The sequence below is a fragment of the Aliivibrio fischeri ATCC 7744 = JCM 18803 = DSM 507 genome, from assembly GCF_023983475.1.
GTDB lineage: Bacteria > Pseudomonadota > Gammaproteobacteria > Enterobacterales > Vibrionaceae > Aliivibrio > Aliivibrio fischeri.
Genome location: NZ_CP092712.1, coordinates 1,087,339 through 1,101,488 on the forward strand (window position 1 = coordinate 1,087,339; position 14,150 = coordinate 1,101,488).

Consider the following 14,150-nt stretch of genomic DNA (forward strand, 5'->3'; position numbering starts at 1 on the left):
TGAGGAATAATTATTTCTTGCCCATTTTTTTATTAAGAATAAAAAGTGAAAGTAAAGCTAAAGGAAGTAATAGAGAAGTGAAACATTGAAATTTACAAACGCTAGATGGGTGGAAGCCCCAGCCACATCCCGGCACACACGTCGCCCGCTGCGGCTGCTCCCTTCCAGGCCTGACCGAGTTCACGAGTTAGTGTTGCGGGAGGACCAGGGCCTCCATAGATTCTGTTGTTCCTAAGAACGAATTGGATTATTCAACATGCACGTTGAGATTGCAAGCACAAATAAGCAAAAACAAACTAAGTGATTAATAATTAAACGCTTAGAGTATGTTTGGGAATCATTGAAAAAAAGGCACAGTCTCGATTTTGAGATCTAACAGTGCTTTAGCCTATAAAGTAAATTCTCTTGGTTATAATTACAGCACTTTAATTACTGTATAGAGGAAATTCATGTCACAGTTAACCGCAATTGCATTATTTATCTCATCATTAAGCTTGTTGAGTTTTTCATCTCTAGCAGCAGAACCGCCTGCTGATAATGGGGAGTTTAGTGGAGATGCAAAGGTCGGATTCATCTATACCAAAACAGATGAAACTTCGATGTCGGTTAATTCTGGATTAACTCTAAAATATGAAGAAGCACTTTGGCATCATAAAGTTGCGTTCTCGACTTACTATACAAAAGGTAATGAGAGTGATGATGGTACGAACAAAAATAAAACAGTTTATGATGTTAAATATGACATGACAGATACTTTCTTTGTATTTGGAAATGCTAAATATGAGCACGATCAGTTTGCTACATACCGTGAGCAAGCCTTGTTAGTCGGTGGTTTTGGTGCAACGTTGGTGGATTCCTCAAACTCAAAATTAGATGTAGGGGCCGGTCCGGGTTATCGTTATTCTAAACGACAAGCTTTTGATGAAGATTTACCAAACAATTCGGAAGATGAAGTAATCGCAAACTTGTTCATTGAAGGGGACAGCAAAATCACTGATGGTTTAGAGCTTGGTGGTGGTGTTCGTATGGATTATGGTGAATCAAATACAACAACAACGACTCATGTTTATTTAAAAAATAAATTAATGGAGAGCTTGTCTTTGTTGATTGATGCTGAGTATATATACAATAGTGTTGTGGCTACTGGTAAAGAACACGATGAAATATACAGTACAATCAGTCTAAATTATGCTTTCTAGATAATTGTTAATTATATTTAGGCTGAATGGTTATAGGTTTAATTAATTAGCATAGATACATAATTGGCGTCAATATGACGGCGCCATTAATTAAGCTATTCACCTGAATTATTAGAGTGTGATCACTAATTTATTTTATATATTTGATAAAATAATCATGAAAAAATTAGTTATTTATTAGGTTACATGAATCTCAAGCAAATAAAATATTTTATTGTTACATTTATATTAATCGGAGCTACTCCGATTTTTTATTTTTGGACACTATATCAAACAGAACTGAATGCCATCCAATCTTCAAGAGAGACAGAGGCTAAGCATCAACTGAATTATAGTCAAAATGCCATCAATGAAATCTCTTCTGAGTTATCAACTTCGCTACGTTTATTGGCTGATAGCCGTGCATTATTGCAGTTTATCCAATCACCATCTTTAAAAAATAGAGCATTACTTGAATCTCTTTGGTCATTAACTGCAACCAATTATTCATATATATCACAAGTGCGTTTTATTGATTCTGATGGTCTGGAGCAATCTCGGGTTGATGATATTAATGGTGAAATAAAAGTTACTCCTATTTACCAATTACAAGATAAGTCTCAACGTAACTATTTTTTATATGCACAAACATTAAAGGCAGAAGAGGTTGGTAGTTTTGGTATTGATCTTGAAACAGAAAATGGAAAAGTAGTTATACCTCTTCAACCTACATTACGCATTTTTACTCCTGTAGAAGTTGCTGATGACCGTAAAGGGTATTTGGTTTTTAATTTAGATGTGTATGAAATAATTGAAGAAATTGATTATTCTATTGATAACCATTATAACTTAGAATTTGTTGGTCTTGATGGTTATTATTTAGCATCTAAGAATAAAGAAAAGATGTTAGGTAACCTTATAGAAGAAAGAGATAGTTTTAATTTATTGATTGAAAATCCTAACTTATGGAAAGCGATGAAAGATCGTAACATCCATAGTTTCAAAGATAAGAAACATTTTTTTGCATTTGATAAAATAGCATTAGGAAATGGATTTGAAGGCAGTGAGCTTTATTTATTATTAACAAGCAATATTAAAATAGACTCTGCGGGTACAGATCATAAATTAGCATTTATTATTTATGAAACAATAATGGCCATTATTTTACTTATTATCTTATCCGTTATTATTTCTCGATATATTGTAAAACATCGAACAACCAGCCTTGAGAGCCAATTAGCACTAGCCGCTTTGAATGGTATGTCTTCGATTGTGATCACTGATAAGAACAACCGTATCATCAAGGTAAATGAAGAGTTTACTCGGGTTAGTGGCTGGGAAGAATCAGAAGTGATGGGACAATGTCCTTCAATTTTTCAATCTGGTGTTCATAGTGATGCGTTTTATGCTGAAATGTGGCAAACAATTCAAAAAAATCAGTGCTGGGAAGGTGAAGTTGTTAATAAAAGAAAAGACGGTACGTTAATTACTGAAATCTTACGAATTCAAGCAATTATGGGTAAAAATGGTAAGGTTCAGTATTTTATCGCCTCTTTTGTTGATATTACTGCTCGAAAAGCATTAGAAAACTGCTTAAGAGAGTTGAGCGAGAAAGACATGCTGACTCAATGTTGGAACCGAAGAAAGTTTGAAGCTGAGTTTTCAAAATTAACAAATAAACAGCGTTTGATGCCTGAAGTAAATATGTCTTGCTTGGCTATTATTGATATCGATTATTTTAAACGTATTAATGATCAATACGGACACGATGTCGGCGATAAAGTTATTAAAAATGTCGCTAGAATTTTACAAACAGAAAGTCGAAATATTGATTTTGTAGCAAGAATTGGCGGCGAAGAGTTTGCTATTTTACTTCCAAATACAAGCTTGAAGGAAGCCGAAGTGATTTTAAATCGCTTGAGGGTTGCTCTTCATCTTGCTGATGGTCCGCAAACGATAACTGTTAGTGGTGGTATTACTGATATTTGCGATTCTGGTGAGGCAACTTACAAGCGTGCCGATCTTGCTTTATATGAATCAAAAACGGCTGGTAGAAATCAAATATCTTGCTTTCCATCCAGTGAAATGGATCAAATCGCGTAATTACTTTTTAGAAAATATGGAAGTTACCTTTTTTATCATAGGCACTTTGGTGTCTATTTGGCAGTTCTTCATTTCTTTGAATATATTAAGTAGCCCTTTAAAGTTCAAGTGTCGTTCGCTTGGTACTGGGCCCATTGCTTGTAGTAGTAAATGATGCAGTTTTTGCTCTTCTCTTGTTCTTGGTTCTAATTGCTCTTTATTCTGTTGATAAGGATGTACTTTAAATAGTAATTTATAGAGTAAAATGGCTAATGAATATAAGTCACTTTTTATTGTTGGGGCATTGCCTTGCAACACTTCTGGAGCTGCATAGTCGCCACTCCAAGCATGGACTTGGTTAAAGTTTATCGTAAATTTGTTTTTCTCTGGGTCTAGGTTTCGACTGATACTAAAATCGAATAAAAATAATTCATTACTATCAGAAATAAGGATATTTCCTGGTTTTAAATCGCCATGTATCACGCCTCGTTTATGACAATGATGTATGCAATTAATTAAGCTATATGCGTATTTCAATCTCGCATCGATAGGAATGTTTTCAAAAGGTGAATCCAATAATAGAGAGAGCAATTCACCTTTAATAACCGGCATAATAAGAAAACCACGCTGCGACTCATTACATAACGCCAAGTGTTGTATTGATACAATATTTGGATGGTGTAAATGACTAGATTGAATATATTCATTTACCAGTAATAAATCGGCATCAGCAAAATGGGAGGCTTCACTATTTAACACTTTTATTGCCATATGGTAATTATTCAACCCTATGCTTTTTAGCAATAAATCATCAACTTGATACACAATCCCCATACCACCAACACCAAGAACTCGCTTAATTTTATAACGTTCATTAATGATCTTTGGAAGAGGGAGAGCACTTGCCTCTTTTACTGTAGACTTTGTATTTATTTCATCGGAGTCATCGGAAATAAAGTGATCTATATTGATATCAGTCATCTGTTGGCCTTAATCATAATGGCAGATAAATTATCATTAGCTTCTGTTAGTAATACTTGTTCTTTTAAGTGATAGCAGCCTTTGAGGGCACTTGGAAGAGCCATGCACGCTTCAATCATATTATTTGATAAGTACTTATGTACGCCATCACTGGACAGAAGAAAAGTATCTTTATGCTGTAATGGAATAATGCAATGTTCAATTGATAAATTGTGGCCCATTCCTATGGCTTGTGTGAGTGCTTCTTTCCCATTTTGCTCACGGGTGTGATCTTTCGATATTTGATATAACTTGTTATGGCGAAATAAATAGCATCGAGAATCGCCTGCCCATAGACAAGCGATATGACCATTATGAGCAATTAACATACAGACCGTGCTGCCAATAACGGCACTATGGGATAATGTCTTTTCTTGACTTAAATGGTGATTAACTTTTAAAAGCATTCTCTTTGCTTTATCAATTTTTTGTTCTAGGCTGCCGTACAGTAATTCAGAGTGGAAGGCATCAACAATCATTCCACTCGCAATTTCACCATACTCATATCCACCCATGCCATCTGCTATTATCCAGATGCCTTGCTCGGTAAAAGATAAAATCGCATCTTCGTTTTTATCTCTTACCTTGCCTTCTTCTGAAAAATGGGCCGTTTGAAATTGTTGGCTCATCCATTAATCCTTTTTGGAAGATAAAAATTCGTTAATATTTTTCTATTAAAAGGATTAGGGGTTCGATCACTATAAATAAGGTATTTGGCTTTCATTCCTTTATTTTCTAGATCTACTTTTATGACATCTTGACCTCGGTATTTATTGACTCTGAATTTGTCTAATACTCGGAAGAAAGCCCAAGGGCCTGAGTTTTGTTGGTTTACGACTTTAGAGCCACTCAGATCTTGCAAAACAAAGCTGACGTATTGACGCTGATTTGTTATTGGCCAAGTAAATTGTTTTTTCTGTATTGGACCATGACGGTAAGCAAATTTGTTTTTCCCGTAATAAAATGTGGACTGTAAGGCACTTGCATCCAGTTCAAATGGCGCAATACGGAACGAGACATTGGCTTCTTTTCCTTTTGAGCCATAAAACATACGCTGGATAGTTAACCCGTAGTTATATTGATCTAAGAATGAATCAGACAGCCCTAATGAACGTCCATGTAAGGATTTTTGTTTGAATTTTCCTTTTTGTTTATACACAAATGAGGATAAATAGGCGTCAAAGAAATTATCTAAAATACCGCCGTTTTGAAAGAATTCATCAAAGTCAGCAATGTTTACATCATGGCTACTATTTCTAAATGGGTATCGACCAGATAAAGCGACATCGTAATGAGTAACGACTTTATCATGGTAAACCATTTGTACGTGTTTTCTTGAATGACTCAGAATAATTCCCCATGCGTTATTCGATATTTGTTTCCACCATTGCTGTAACGGTTGAGGAAGTGTTTCTGCCATTACACGTATATCATTTAACTCATTTGGTATTCCTTGCATGCGATCACGAGCAATCTTAAAGGCTGATGAATCAGGGTTAGGTGAGAACTTCACCATAGATAAACGTCCACTCAATTCGTTGATCACAACTAGCGCATCTTCTAATGGAATCGTTGCTTGATCTTTATCTGTGAGTAACAGGTTCAGTGGTTCAAATTGATTACTTACTGCTTTACGAGCGCTTTGAGATCGTTCTTCGACACTGTGTAAGCCAAGAGAGGCGACTTTCTTCAGTTTCGTATTTACAGGTAGTTTCTTAACTTGGCCTGCAGTTTTTGAAGCAACTTGAGCCTTATCAACAAAGGTAGTGTTTTCTTTTATTAGATTTAAAAGTTTTAAAATTGGTTGACTCGAACCAGTAATATTCGATATCTGAAGAATGGCTTCATCCATGTTTTTAGATGGCTTAATTTGAAGTTGATCTACCGCTTCTTTCCAATATTTAATGTAATCATGGAAATATAAGTCTTCGACATCTGCGTATAGTCCACGGATCTCATTTGCACTTAAGTCACTTGATAAACCGATAACCCAGTTCTCTTCAATCAGTTGTTTTACTTGGTCTAATCCTTTACTCAGAAAAACCGCTTTATATCCTTTTTGCGTATATAAACCAGGAATAATGGTATTGGTATGATTGAACAGGTTTTGATTTGGTCCTAAGTGGTCACTGATTTTTATGTCACGTAAATCCATCTCTTTTGCATCTTGTTTCAGTTGTTGGTAAACCAATTCTGATGTATCTGCTTCACGTAAAAATTTACGAGATTTAGCGATTAAATTATCGTTTAATTGAACTGGTTCAAATTCGATATTTAATAGATTAGAAAAATGCGCTTGAAGTTCTTTTTGTTCTGTTGCTGAACCACTGTATAAATATGACCAATGCAATCCCATCCATTCTTCTAGATATGCTTTATCGAGATGTTCATGTAGATTCAACATTAAATATGCACGTAAAGAGGGCGTTAAAAACTCTCTATTATCTTGATTGTTTGCCACTTGGTATTCGAGTTCACTTGTCACTTTAGGAAGTAATAAGTTCAGTAAACTTCTTTGATACGCGGTTTCTGCTGCCTTCCGTAATTTATCTCCTTGTTGGAGTCCCGCAAACTCATCTGTGAGCGTTTCACTCTCTTTTGAATACACTTGAGTTGCTGCTAATAAGGTATTTAACGTTGGCAGTAATTCAATAGAAGGAGCTAAAGGGGATAAATGGACAATCTGTTGATTATAATCGCTAGAAAGAGACAGTAATTCTTGTTGCTTATGATGATTGGTTAAAAAGCTGGTTGCCCATAATGAACCAAACCCAATCACAATAGCAAAAGAGGCTGCATAGACCGCCATGTTTTTCAGTTTTACTTGTTTCTCATATTTTTCATCCAATGTAGCGAGCTCACTGTTTGGAAAAATCACCTCTTCGAGTAATTTTCGAATAAAGAACCCACGTTGATGTTTATAAGTAGGGAGAACTCGAGAGCTGATCCCAAGGTTTTGCCCAATACCTGACGTGGTTGATTCAGTATGGGTATTTGTTGGCTCGGGTACTGACGTTAGGTATAAACCGCGTAAATGAGAGGCTTGGTGATAACGGGTTTTAGTAAAGGCTAATTCAGAAAATAACGCTAAGCGTTCAGCAAGAAAGCTTAATTGGCGTGGGAATTGTAATAGCTCTGCACGTTTCATCACATCACGCTCATCGTGTAAGCGCGACATGACTTGGGAATCGATACGTAAAATGAGCTTTTCGAACTCATGTTTAATTTTATCGGCTTGTTGGCCTTCACCTTCGTTAAAAGTGACGCCAAACACTTGGTCCATTTCCTCTCTGGATAGAGAAGAGAAAAAGGGTTCGAATCCCTCGACTTTATCCATTTTCGTTAATAAGAAATAGATAGGCATATCTGAGCTTAAATCATGTCTTAACTCTTGTAAGCGTTCACGAACATAGCGGGCTTGAACTTCGATAGCACTTTCATCTGGAGATTGTAATGTTGTGATATCAATAGTTAGTATGACTCCATTTAATGGGCGACGGCGGCGCTTATTGCGTAAAGCTTTTAAAAAATTTCCCCAAATTGGTTTACTTAACTCATTTTCATGTTGATCAAAAAAGCGTCCTGCAGCATCTAAAAGAACGGCATGGTTAGCAAAATACCATTCACAATGTTGGCTATTTTGAATGTCTCTTGTGTAATGCCCATCAGTTTGGTTTAAAGGGAAATCTAACCCTGAACACTCTAAAAGAGTTGTTTTACCACTATTTTGTGGGCCAATAACCATATACCAAGGAAGTTGATATTTAACGTTATTATTGAGTTTTCCATATAACCCAGCACGCTTGATTGTTGCAATTGCAGCTTCAAGTTTTGTTTTGAGAATGGTGCTGTGTTCACGAATAAAAGCCATTTCAGATTGTGCGGCTTCATACGCTTCTCTATTTTCTTCTTTTTGTGCTTCTCGTTTTGCTAAGCCCCACAAAGTCAGATTGAATGCTCCCCATAGTAGTAAGCAAATGATAACCGTTAATGTTTTTCCAGTAGTCGTTTCAATTAATGGGGTATTTGCTATCGCAATATGTTTACCAAATAGACACAATAATAAGGCAATAAATAGTGTTAATAATAAGCTCCAACACCATGTCTTTTTTAATGTGTTAAGCAATGAATTAAAAAATGATTTCATCCGTAAAATCCTATAAATCAATTTGCTGAAAAGCTTGAATTACATGCTCTGATTGTTGGTCCAATACATAATAGAAACCACCGTAAATAGCACACAATGAGAAAACCACAACACATACGATGCCAACCCAAGAGCTTTGTCTTGTGAGTTTATGGCGTTGAACTTGTTTCGGTTCCCAGTTTGGAGAGAGACTGGCTTGCTCATCTCCTCGTAAAGAGCGAATTTGGCGATAAAGAGAATCACGAATGGCGTCTAATTCGACCAGACCTCTTGATAACACTCGATATTTGCCTTCAAAACCTAAGCTCAAACATAAATACATTAACTCTAATAAATCTAAATACTTAGCAGGGTTTCTACTGAGTTTTTCTAATAGTAAGAAAAATTTCTCACCACCATATGTTTCGTTATGAAAGCTACTTAACATGCTTTTTGAGGCCCAGTGACTTTCTGAACCCCATGGAGTTGTTACGATAATTTCATCAACGAAAGTGCAAAGCAGGTAGCGAGATAAGGCAACATAATTACTCTCAACGCCTGAGTTAATGGCTTGAAACTCGAAGGATTTTAACTCTTCAACTAATTTCGGTTTTAGTAACTCAATATCTTGGTAGCTTTCTTTTTTTAAGTCACACGTGATACAGAGTAATGAGGAAGCAGCACTGATTAGTGGGTTGTTTCCTGCAAAATTGTATTCTTCTGGTTTAATACGCGCGGCGTAAACCATTCGTTCTTGAAGCTGGTTGAATTTGGGTGCACTTGGGCTTTCAGTTAATGTTGGGTTAACTTGATTTGGCTCTTGTGTGATAAGTACAGTACGGTCATCCATGCTACTGCTGTTCATATTAACTATTCCTTATTGCCCAAAAGAAAAGAGAAAGCTCAGGGAAATCACCTGCAATATGGAAGGCAAATCCTCCAGATTGCGTTAGTTGAGAGCGATCGTTTGAGGTTAAATCAAGGGTGAAATAACAATAATCACCATGGAAAGGAACTTGTCTTGGGGCTACGGAAAGTGAGCGACAAGTGATACCCGGTAATTGAAGGTTTACAAGGTTGCGAATTTTTTCAACAGGCCCGACTTTTAATTGTGGTGGCAGTTGTTTTCGTAAGCTTTCAGCATCGGTGTGAGAGCGAGCCGCGAGAATAAAGGTGGCTTCTTGCAATAAGCTATCATCAGAAATAGGGGCAATAAGTACACCGTGATTGCGTTTTTGTAGTGGTATCTCAAAGGCGTTTTGTTTTAATGACTGATTCAGTTGTTTACGCAAATGAAATAAGATCTGATCAAATGACTCGCCTTGTTCTTTATGATTGTATGATAATTTTAGATCTGGTCGACGATGACCAGAATCATAAGTAGACAGCTCTCCTTGCAAAGATGAAAGTAATAAAAAGAGCTCCTCTGGATGGTATTGAGAGCACTTATTTAGATAGTGGAGTTGAGGCTCATACTTATTTAATAATTGAAGTAATAAGAAGTCACCAATTTCAGAGGTTGCGTGCCCTGATTTCGTAATACGTTCGGCTAAAATATCGGCTTTATGAGTAACGAGCGTTAAGACTTCTCGTAGCGAACGGTGAACAAGAGACGAGTGAACACCATTAATAAAACTCGCTTCAAAATTAGGGTTGAGTTGAATCGCACCTTCTGGAGTGACTTGTTTAATTTCACACAGTTTAATTTTAACCCAATGATTATCAATCTCTTCTTCGGTAATAATATGAAAATCCAACTCACCACAACTGATAGTCTGCAAGTTTTGTACTTGGGCATTATTATCTGAAATGGTTAAATCGTGAGAAACATAACGAGTGTTAATTTCGGTTTCTTTTTCATCGCGAGCTTCTGGACTATTGATAGTCGATAAAGAAATCGCTAAATACAGATTTAAGTTTGTCTTAGGCGCATCAGACTCCCAAACAATAGGGGTTGTTTGATGTTGAATATCAAATAGTGAACCATCGGGTAAAATACCACTAGCCTGACTGATCACGATCTTTCCAACAGATAAATGATGATTATCAAAACTCAGAGAATGGAAACCCCAATTAAACCTGTGTTGCTTCTGCGTACGTACTTGCAGTTGATTTTGATAGTAACGATCACTTTGTTGGAAATGTTGAGGCCGCAATAGCATGCCTTCTTTCCATATAACTTTTTGCATTTATCTATCCTCTAAATTCGCGCATTATTGCTTTGTGGGGCGTTATTTTTCTTTTTCACGCGTTTTAATTTGACGATAGAAGAGTCGGTAGCGATCAATTCTACTTTTTGCGCCTCTTCTGGCTCAACTGTGTATATGTAATGCCATTTTGCATTATCTATATCTTGATAAGCGCCGATAACGGCTAAATATTGTCCTTTTTCACTGAGCTTTAATTTGATGATTTTCTTATCGCCAGGGCGTAAGATGATTTCCTCTTCTGCGATAAAATCCGTTCCTAAGGTTGATTTTGCATTATTGTATAAATCAAAAAATTCTGAATTTTCAAAGCCAGTAATGGAAGATAACTCCAATACCCTTACCACTAGAGGCGAGGGGCGATCCGCATGATCAGGGTTAACATTTGCAGATGCATTGAGAGTAAGCGCTACGTAAGTTGGATCAGGTGTGCTGCTGCACCCAATGAGTAACAATAGAGCTATGAAGGTAAATAATTGTTTCATAGTGAATACGTCCTTATCCTTAATTCTTTATGCTCATTACACACGAAGTGCTGCTGTGAGCATTTGTAATTGAGATTCATATTGCTTAGCAAAATCTTGCTCTAATAATGCGTTGCGCCAATCAGGGTCCTTACTGATTTGTTTGTGTAGTTTGCTGTAAGCCTGCCAATATTTGGCGTCAGGTTTACCAAACTTGCTTTGTATTCCGTCTTGCACAAAGCGATATATCAGCGTTTCTGGAGAGAGTTTTTCAATCAATGCATCTAACGTATGTTGGCAAGCATCATGAATAGCCAATTGATTCGCTTGGATGTCTTTACAGCTTTGGTTGATGGCTTCAATCCCTTGTAGATACCCAGGTTTATGATGAATAATGATATTGAGTGCATCGTTAACATCATGGGTGAATTTTATTGGGTTATTACCTTGGCCTTGAATCGTGGTGGCATTCGCTGTTAATTTATTTTTGATTTCAGTACGCGTACGTAGCAATTGTTGGATGCCATTTACTGAACTGCGAAGCGCTGATCCAATATCAAATAAGGTTTGTTCTGGATCTTCGAGATTAGTAAGTTCGATGCCTAATCCTTTAGATAATGCAGCTAAATAAGCCTCGTTTGAGGTTACTTGTGCATCAGGTACTTCTTTGTTTGTGATGCTATCTATTTTCTTTTTAGAGGTTGTATTGATCTTTTCCTTTGATCTTTTTGGTTGATAAGTCGGTTCTAGCTCAATCTCATCATCAAGGGAATCATTGCTAAGTTCTTCTTCATTAAATATTGGAGAAATGAATTGCTCTTTAAGTAGCACATCATCCATTTGTGTATGAGAAGGTGTCGATTCTTCTACTTGTTTTAGAATGATTTCTTCGTCTGAATTTAATAGTTCTTCAATTGGTCCATCACTTAAAAAGCTGTCATCAGGGATCATGTCAAATACCGATGGTGATTCATCCGTACCATGGTTTGATAAAGGATCACGAGAGGCATTTGGATTTGTTTCTGGTGAGCGATAATTGGTTGGGTCTTGTAATAGACGAGCACGAATTTTAATGAAGCCAAGCTCATAAACATCCCCATGAGATACAGGATGTAATTCACCGCTATTCAGTGATGCTTCTTCACCATTGAAGTAGGTGCCATTGGTACTGTTATCGGTAATAAAAAATTGATCATCTTCAAAGCTAATTGAAGCATGAACGTTTGATAATTGTCTTTTACTATCTGCAATATACCAATCGGCATTTGGACTGCGACCAATGGTTCCACCAGCCTTTTTGAAGGTAAAAGTAGGTAAGGTATCAATAGGTAAATCTTGTGATTGAATAATATCAAAAGCCAGTTCCATCTTTTATTCCTCCTCTGAAACTAACGTGGTTTGCTCTTGTGGAGCAGGGTTGCCAACAGGACGATATTCATCGTAATTGCTGCATGCTGACAGCAGTAATAGGGTTGTGATTAGTGAAAAGCGTAACAACATGCTTAATATCTCCATTCCTTGGCGGACAAATTGAATTTTCGTAATCGATAATCAAGAGAACCTTTTGATAGCTCTAGTCGGTTAGCTATGGTCTGTAGATGCCCTTGATGTTTCTCTAAATATTGCATTAAAACGTTCTTCTCAAATTGGTCTATTTGAGAAGATAAACTGCCAGTTAACGTCTGCTCTTTCTTCTCTTTTGGCGTCATCATCATGATGCTATTCAAGACTTTTTCTATGATGGATTTATCCAATTGTTGGCAGTCAGGTGCCTCCATACAGCAACGCTCTATGATGTTTTTTAGCTCACGAACATTCCCTGGGAATGCGTAATTATCAAGGTAGTTGATAAACTCATTAGTTAATGCGGGAATGGGTTGGTGAAGCTCTAAAGCATAATGTTTAGCAAAAAATTGACTCAATAAAGAGATGTCGCCATAACGCTCTCGAAGTGGAGGAAGTGCGATGGTAAATTGTGCTAAACGGAAATAGAGGTCTTGACGGAATTCACCTTGCTCAATTTTTTTGATTAAAGCTTGATGTGTTGCTGCAACGACTTTGACATCAATATCGTAAAGGGTAGTTGACCCTAACGGACGAACTTTTTTCTCTTCTAATACGCGGAGCAGCTTGGCTTGCAGTGAGCTTGGCATATCTCCGATTTCATCTAAAAAGAGGATACCTTTATCAGCTGAGCGGATTAAACCAATGTAATCTCTATCCGCTCCAGTAAACGCTCCTTTTTGATAACCAAATAACTCACTTTCAAGTAGGTGTTCAGGAATAGAAGCACAGTTTTGTACAACGTATGGCTCATTTCTTCTATTACCAAATTGATGAATAGCTTTTGCGATAAGCTCTTTACCGCTTCCTGTTTCACCAGTTACTAGCACGTTGCGATTAATATGCAGTGCTTTAGATATATTAAGACGTACCTCTTTTATCGCACTACTATCGCCCACAATATTAAAATCCGATGGGATGTGGGTTGTTGATGAATGAGGAGCAATCTTTTGATCCAATAAAGCGTAACTGTTTTTAATTGCTAGAGCGATTCGGTCAATAGCAAGTGAGTTAAGGGTATAAATTGTTTGGCGATCGCTTTTTTGGTAGGTACTAAAATTGGAGAAATAGAACATGAGTACGCCTGAAATTCTTTGTTGTGAATTTCTTAATGGCATAAATTCAACTTCACCATCGGTTAGAGTGTAATACTCTGATTGTTCGAATAAAATATGCTTAATATCATCAGTACATTGACTAAAATGAAGATTAAAATTACGCCCTTCACTCATACAGAGAGTTAACGTATTAAATTCACGATAATCGGTATTAATGATGTTATTTTTGTCGTGTTTATTCTCAAAAGGCAAAGAGGTGATTTGAGGTTGATGTTTAGAGTCAGAATAACCTTCAGCCATTTTAAATAATTGTGCACCAGAAGGTTGCGATAAAAAGCAAATTACCTTTTGGGCACCACTGTGTTTTAAAATTCCAGATAACCAACATTGAGTGAATTTATTAAAGTCACTTTGTTGTTCTGAAGTAATATTCATTAATAGCTCTGGCATGA

The 14,150-nt window shown here is 36.7% G+C and carries 11 protein-coding genes and 1 other RNA gene; 2 read left to right on the forward strand and 10 right to left on the reverse strand.

Annotation, left to right across the window (positions count from 1 at the left end; genetic code table 11):
- Positions 1-113: 113 nt before the first annotated feature.
- An RNA gene (gene ffs / locus AVFI_RS05150) (signal recognition particle sRNA small type) lies at positions 114-210 on the reverse strand.
- Positions 211-449: 239 nt separating this feature from the next.
- On the opposite strand from ffs, the gene AVFI_RS05155 reads away from it, so the two are divergent.
- Positions 450-1,199 (forward strand): DUF481 domain-containing protein, encoded by a 750-nt coding sequence (locus tag AVFI_RS05155; protein ID WP_054775602.1) that lies wholly within the window; start codon positions 450-452, stop codon positions 1,197-1,199.
- 186 nt (positions 1,200-1,385) lie between these two features.
- On the forward strand, positions 1,386-3,281 hold the full coding sequence (locus AVFI_RS05160) for a sensor domain-containing diguanylate cyclase (protein ID WP_065621126.1): 1,896 nt from the start codon (positions 1,386-1,388) through the stop codon (positions 3,279-3,281).
- Here AVFI_RS05160 and AVFI_RS05165 read toward each other — a convergent pair whose 3' ends face one another.
- From AVFI_RS05165 to AVFI_RS05200, 9 genes are read right to left on the reverse strand one after another with little or no spacing between them, the layout of a single operon-like run.
- Positions 3,282-4,241, reverse strand: a complete 960-nt coding sequence (locus AVFI_RS05165; protein ID WP_054775603.1) for a serine/threonine protein kinase — start codon at positions 4,239-4,241, stop codon at positions 3,282-3,284.
- Positions 4,238-4,909 (reverse strand): PP2C family protein-serine/threonine phosphatase, encoded by a 672-nt coding sequence (locus AVFI_RS05170; RefSeq protein ID WP_005418697.1) that lies wholly within the window; start codon positions 4,907-4,909, stop codon positions 4,238-4,240. Before AVFI_RS05170 ends, AVFI_RS05165 begins: the two co-directional genes overlap by 4 nt.
- Positions 4,906-8,427 (reverse strand): type VI secretion system membrane subunit TssM, encoded by a 3,522-nt coding sequence (tssM, locus tag AVFI_RS05175; RefSeq protein WP_155661717.1) that lies wholly within the window; start codon positions 8,425-8,427, stop codon positions 4,906-4,908. Before tssM ends, AVFI_RS05170 begins: the two co-directional genes overlap by 4 nt.
- Before the next feature lie 10 nt (positions 8,428-8,437).
- Positions 8,438-9,271 (reverse strand): type IVB secretion system protein IcmH/DotU, encoded by an 834-nt coding sequence (gene icmH / locus AVFI_RS05180; RefSeq protein WP_065621132.1) that lies wholly within the window; start codon positions 9,269-9,271, stop codon positions 8,438-8,440.
- A 1-nt stretch (position 9,272) separates the two neighbouring features.
- On the reverse strand, positions 9,273-10,595 hold the full coding sequence (gene tssK, locus AVFI_RS05185) for a type VI secretion system baseplate subunit TssK (RefSeq protein WP_011261628.1): 1,323 nt from the start codon (positions 10,593-10,595) through the stop codon (positions 9,273-9,275).
- Positions 10,596-10,606: 11 nt separating this feature from the next.
- Positions 10,607-11,098: a type VI secretion system lipoprotein TssJ gene (tssJ, locus tag AVFI_RS05190; RefSeq protein WP_012534191.1), complete on the reverse strand. Its 492-nt coding sequence runs from the start codon at positions 11,096-11,098 to the stop codon at positions 10,607-10,609.
- A gap of 36 nt (positions 11,099-11,134) precedes the next feature.
- Complete coding sequence (tagH, locus tag AVFI_RS05195) at positions 11,135-12,445, reverse strand: type VI secretion system-associated FHA domain protein TagH (RefSeq protein ID WP_017019103.1); 1,311 nt, start codon at positions 12,443-12,445, stop codon at positions 11,135-11,137.
- Positions 12,446-12,448: 3 nt separating this feature from the next.
- Positions 12,449-12,577, reverse strand: a complete 129-nt coding sequence (locus tag AVFI_RS20425; RefSeq protein WP_005418710.1) for a hypothetical protein — start codon at positions 12,575-12,577, stop codon at positions 12,449-12,451.
- 2 nt (positions 12,578-12,579) lie between these two features.
- The gene (locus AVFI_RS05200; protein ID WP_155661716.1) at positions 12,580-14,148 is read right to left on the reverse strand and encodes a sigma-54 interaction domain-containing protein; all 1,569 of its coding nucleotides are present in this window, start codon (positions 14,146-14,148) and stop codon (positions 12,580-12,582) included.
- Positions 14,149-14,150: the final 2 nt, after the last annotated feature.

Coding starts and splice junctions, on each gene's coding strand:
- AVFI_RS05155 (WP_054775602.1), top strand. CDS start 450: ATGTCACAGTTAACCGCAATTGCATTATTTATCTCATCATTAAGCTTG.
- AVFI_RS05160 (WP_065621126.1), top strand. CDS start 1,386: ATGAATCTCAAGCAAATAAAATATTTTATTGTTACATTTATATTAATC.
- AVFI_RS05165 (WP_054775603.1), bottom strand. CDS start 4,241: ATGACTGATATCAATATAGATCACTTTATTTCCGATGACTCCGATGAA.
- AVFI_RS05170 (WP_005418697.1), bottom strand. CDS start 4,909: ATGAGCCAACAATTTCAAACGGCCCATTTTTCAGAAGAAGGCAAGGTA.
- tssM (WP_155661717.1), bottom strand. CDS start 8,427: ATGAAATCATTTTTTAATTCATTGCTTAACACATTAAAAAAGACATGG.
- icmH (WP_065621132.1), bottom strand. CDS start 9,271: ATGAACAGCAGTAGCATGGATGACCGTACTGTACTTATCACACAAGAG.
- tssK (WP_011261628.1), bottom strand. CDS start 10,595: ATGCAAAAAGTTATATGGAAAGAAGGCATGCTATTGCGGCCTCAACAT.
- tssJ (WP_012534191.1), bottom strand. CDS start 11,098: ATGAAACAATTATTTACCTTCATAGCTCTATTGTTACTCATTGGGTGC.
- tagH (WP_017019103.1), bottom strand. CDS start 12,445: ATGGAACTGGCTTTTGATATTATTCAATCACAAGATTTACCTATTGAT.
- AVFI_RS20425 (WP_005418710.1), bottom strand. CDS start 12,577: ATGTTGTTACGCTTTTCACTAATCACAACCCTATTACTGCTGTCAGCA.
- AVFI_RS05200 (WP_155661716.1), bottom strand. CDS start 14,148: ATGCCAGAGCTATTAATGAATATTACTTCAGAACAACAAAGTGACTTT.